The sequence below is a fragment of the Okeania sp. SIO2F4 genome, from assembly GCF_010672385.1.
GTDB lineage: Bacteria > Cyanobacteriota > Cyanobacteriia > Cyanobacteriales > Microcoleaceae > Trichodesmium.
In genome coordinates this window covers 1-4,095 of record NZ_JAAHGT010000881.1, presented here as the reverse complement: position 1 = coordinate 4,095, position 4,095 = coordinate 1, and the positions used below count along the sequence as shown (strand labels likewise).

Genomic DNA, 4,095 nt, shown 5'->3' with positions numbered 1-4,095 from the left:
AAATATCCGGCAAGAACAGTACCCGTTCGCCTTCTACCACTGGTGCAATGAATTGCAACTGCACGATCTTGACTATCAATAAAATCCTGTAATTTTTGCATTTGTTCTAGAGTTGGTGCAGTTCCACCTTTAATTGGTAACCACAGGTGAGGTAAATTAGCTTGCTCATAAAGTTCTAAATTGGAAGGGTCATCCATCACAGAGACTATTGCCCCAATACCTAATTTTTGTAATTCTGGCAACTCTTCTGCTGTTGGTTTCCGAACTCCTGCTAACTTACTTGGAATCACCCACCACAAATTTTCTGCTATTGGTTGAATTATTTGTTTTTCCATTGTTACCTTTTCTTGTTTTTCTAGAAATTTTTACGTTCGCTATAGCGGTCTGTTAAATAATCAATCTTGTCTCGCAATAATAGTGTAAATTTGTACAATTCTTCCATAACATCAAAAACGCGATCGCGATAGGGCGAATCTTTCATAGTGCCATCTTCGTTAAATTCTTGGTAAGCTTTGGCCACAGAAGACTGGTTAGGAATAGTAAACATCCGCATCCATCGACCCAAAATTCGCATAGTATTAAGTGCATTAAATGACTGGGAACCTCCACTAACTTGCATCAGTGCTAGAGTTTTTCCTTGAGTTGGGCGAACTGAACCGACACTTAATGGAATCCAATCAATTTGATTTTTGAGAATACCTGTAATATTACCATGCATCTCTGGTGAAGACCAAACTTGACCCTCAGACCATTGACTTAATTCAAGCAATTCTTGAACTTTTGGATGAGAATCTTCTACTCGCCCTCGTAATGGTAGATCGTGAGGATGAAAGAATTTAACTTCTGCCCCCATTTCTGTAATAATTCGTGCAGCTTCTTCGGCTAACAAACGACTGTAGGAACGTTCGCGCAAAGAACCATATAGAAATAAAATTCTGGGGGGATGCTCAAAATTTTCCATTGCCATTTAAGTGATAAATTTTAATTGAAGTAGCACTCAGCACTCAGCACTCAGCTATTAGCATATTGCAATTCTCTTACCTACTACCTTCTTATTTTTACCGAATAATTAACAATTATTAATTATTAATTAAATAATTCAGCTTACTCTGCCTCCCCTTGGATAGGGGAAAAGCGGTCGGCAAGCGGAGCAGTCCGTTAGGATGGGATGGCGAGGTTTCCGTTCCCTCCGGGACGCTTCGCGAACTTCGAAGCTTTGCGAAGCGCAAACGCTTGCCTCCAATCTCCCCTTGAAAGAAGAAATAATGTTTCCTTATACTCAATTCCCGAGCGGTTTTAACCTTCTTGTAATTATCCATTATCCATTATCCATTATCCATTAATGAATGCCCCATAGATGGAGTATTACAACAACGGGGATCGATTAATGTTGCTTTTTCTGGTTCGCGAGGAAACCAAAAAGCCGTACGTTGGCATACTTTCACCAACATTAACATTACTGGCACTTCTATTAAAACTCCCACTACCGTTGCTAATGCAGCTCCAGAATTTAAGCCAAATAAAGTAACCGCAGTGGCGATCGCTACTTCAAAATGATTACTCGCTCCAATTAAAGCAGCAGGTGCAGCATCTTCGTAATGTAGTTTCATTTTCAAAGCTGCTACATAAGTAATCAAGAAAATAAAATTAGTTTGGATAAAAAGTGGTACTGCTATTAATAATATGTGAAAGGGATTTTCTACAATTAATTCTCCCTTAAAAGCAAATAACAAAACTAAAGTTATCAATAATGCAGCCGTAGAAACAGGACTTAAATATTTGAGAAACTTACGTTCAAACCAAGCTTTTCCTTTATATTTAAAAATCCAGTAACGACTATACATTCCCGCAGCCAAAGGCAAACCAACATAAATTAGCACTGATAAAACAATAGTTTCCCAAGGCACAGTTAAATTATTTGCTGATAATAACCATCGCCCAAGAGGAGCATATAAAAATAACATTGTCAAGGAATTAATTGCCACCATTACTAATGTGTGTCCCTGGTTACTGTAGGAAAGATAACCCCACATTAATACCATTGCCGTACAAGGTGCGATACCGAGTAATATTGTACCAGCAATATAAGAATCGGAGATCGCGACTTCTGTACCGCGTAATATTTCTGTACCTGTTAGGAGCGATCGAAATAACCAACCAAGAAAAAATTGGGCAAATGCTACCATTGTAAAAGGTTTAATTGCCCAATTTACGACTAAAGTTAAGATTACGGGTTTAGGAGCGCGAGCAGCATTTTTAGCTTGGGTAAAATCTATTTTGACCATGATGGGATACATCATAAAAAATAGACAGATAGCAATGGGGATAGATACTTGATAAATGCTCATAGCATCTAATGTTTTGGCAACACCAGGAAATATTTTCCCCAAAGCTATACCTGCAAAAATGCACAATGCGACCCAGATAGTGAGATATTTTTCAAAGAAACTAAGTTTACTGCCTGCTTGTACCGCAGATGTATTAACTTGAGGTAAATTTGTAGTCATAATTTGATTTGTGTAATTAATATTCTAATAGACATCTCCAAAAATAAAAAATGAAATCAATTCAAGATATGAAATAAACCATTTCATTCCCTATTCCCTATTGCCTATTCCCTATTCCCTGACTTCTGCAAGAAGTCTAATATTCTGTTCGTTTCGTGAGAACTTCATAAATAGTTAAGTTGAGCTGTGCTTCCCCACCAAACACAGTTCCTACTTTTGTTTTGTGATAGTTGCGGTAAAGTTTCATATAGCTCGCTTCCCCAAAGGCAACGTAACCTACAGAATTAACAGCTTTTTGAGCATTGTTCATGTAAAATTCAATGAATTCATTCATTAATGGGTTATTCTGTGCTGATACCGCATTGACATAAATAAATAGCGGTCTAGCTAGGGGTTGATACTTTGCCTGTTCTACTGCTGTTTTGTTGGGAACAATTGCGCCATTACCGTTATCAACAGCTAGAGCTTTTAATTTGTCTTGATGCTCTATATAATAGGCGTAACCAAAATAACCTAAAGCATTAGGGTCGTTGCTAACTCCTTGTGCTAGCACCTCGTCGTCTTCACTAGCTATGTAGTCGCTACGAGTAGCTTTCTCTGCTCCGACGATAGCTTCACTAAAATAGTCATAAGTTCCAGAGTCAGCACCAGGACCAAATAGCACTAATGGTTTATCTGGCCATGAAGAGCGCACTTGATTCCATTTGGTAATTTTTCTTTGGGCTTGAGATTCCCACATTTTGGCTAACTCAGACACAGTAATATCTTGAGCCCAACTATTTGCCTGGTTAACAACGATGGTTAGAGCGTCGAAGCCAATAGGTAGTTCTATATAGGATATTTTGTTTTGCTTGCAAGCTTCCATCTCGTCTTTAAGTATGGGGCGCGAAGCATTATTAATATCTGTTTCTCCAGCACAGAACTTTTGAAACCCTCCACCTGTACCGGAAAAACTGGCACTGACTTCTACATCAGGCTTGTCGGTGGCATTGAATTTTTCGACAATTTTTTGGGTGATGGGGTATACAGTGCTAGAGCCATCAATTTTTATCGGTTGTTGTTTTACCTGGCTGGAACCACAAGCAGCTAGCATTACTGCTACTCCAATGGTGAGGGTCTTTTTCTTCAAACCTTTCACCAGGACTTGTAGGTTTTCTTTCATGCTGTCATTTCAAGAAAATTTGATTTATTGGATAAAATTAATATAACAAAAAAATTTGATATGTCAAGAATTTTGTGGAAGTCCAAACTTAAAAGTCAATAGACTTTTTGCCAGAGTAGGGAACAGGTATGGAGGGAATAGGGAAGAGGGAATATATTTTGACGCCAAAGATACGAAAAATGATTTTGTCAGAGACTTTTACAACTATAGCTGATGTTCAATAAAGACCAAGTTTATTTTCTGGAGATATCTAATCATCAAGAAGCAGCAGTAGAGGTTTTGTTAAATTTGTCTGCAAACAACTCTGAGTTCAGCTATAACTTCATCAATACTTTGATAACGCTTTCTCCAATCATACAACACCATTTTATCCAGAACCCGACCTAAATCATCACTCACATTAACTTGATTTTTCCAAATAATTTC

At 37.9% G+C, this 4,095-nt stretch carries 4 protein-coding genes; all 4 read right to left on the bottom strand.

The annotated features are described in order from the left end of the window. Positions 1-335, bottom strand: a 335-nt coding sequence (locus F6K22_RS34380) for a phosphatase domain-containing putative toxin (RefSeq protein WP_293108759.1), incomplete at its 3' end; no start/stop codon positions are given. Between the two features lie 20 nt (positions 336-355). Then, a complete protein-coding gene (arsH, locus tag F6K22_RS34375; RefSeq protein WP_293108762.1) occupies positions 356-961 on the bottom strand; it encodes an arsenical resistance protein ArsH in 606 nt (201 codons plus the stop codon). A 364-nt stretch (positions 962-1,325) separates the two neighbouring features. Then, positions 1,326-2,507 (bottom strand): ACR3 family arsenite efflux transporter, encoded by a 1,182-nt coding sequence (arsB, locus tag F6K22_RS34370; protein ID WP_293108756.1) that lies wholly within the window; start codon positions 2,505-2,507, stop codon positions 1,326-1,328. A gap of 136 nt (positions 2,508-2,643) precedes the next feature. Continuing rightward, positions 2,644-3,669, bottom strand: a complete 1,026-nt coding sequence (locus tag F6K22_RS34365) for a PstS family phosphate ABC transporter substrate-binding protein (RefSeq protein WP_293108754.1) — start codon at positions 3,667-3,669, stop codon at positions 2,644-2,646. Positions 3,670-4,095: the final 426 nt, after the last annotated feature.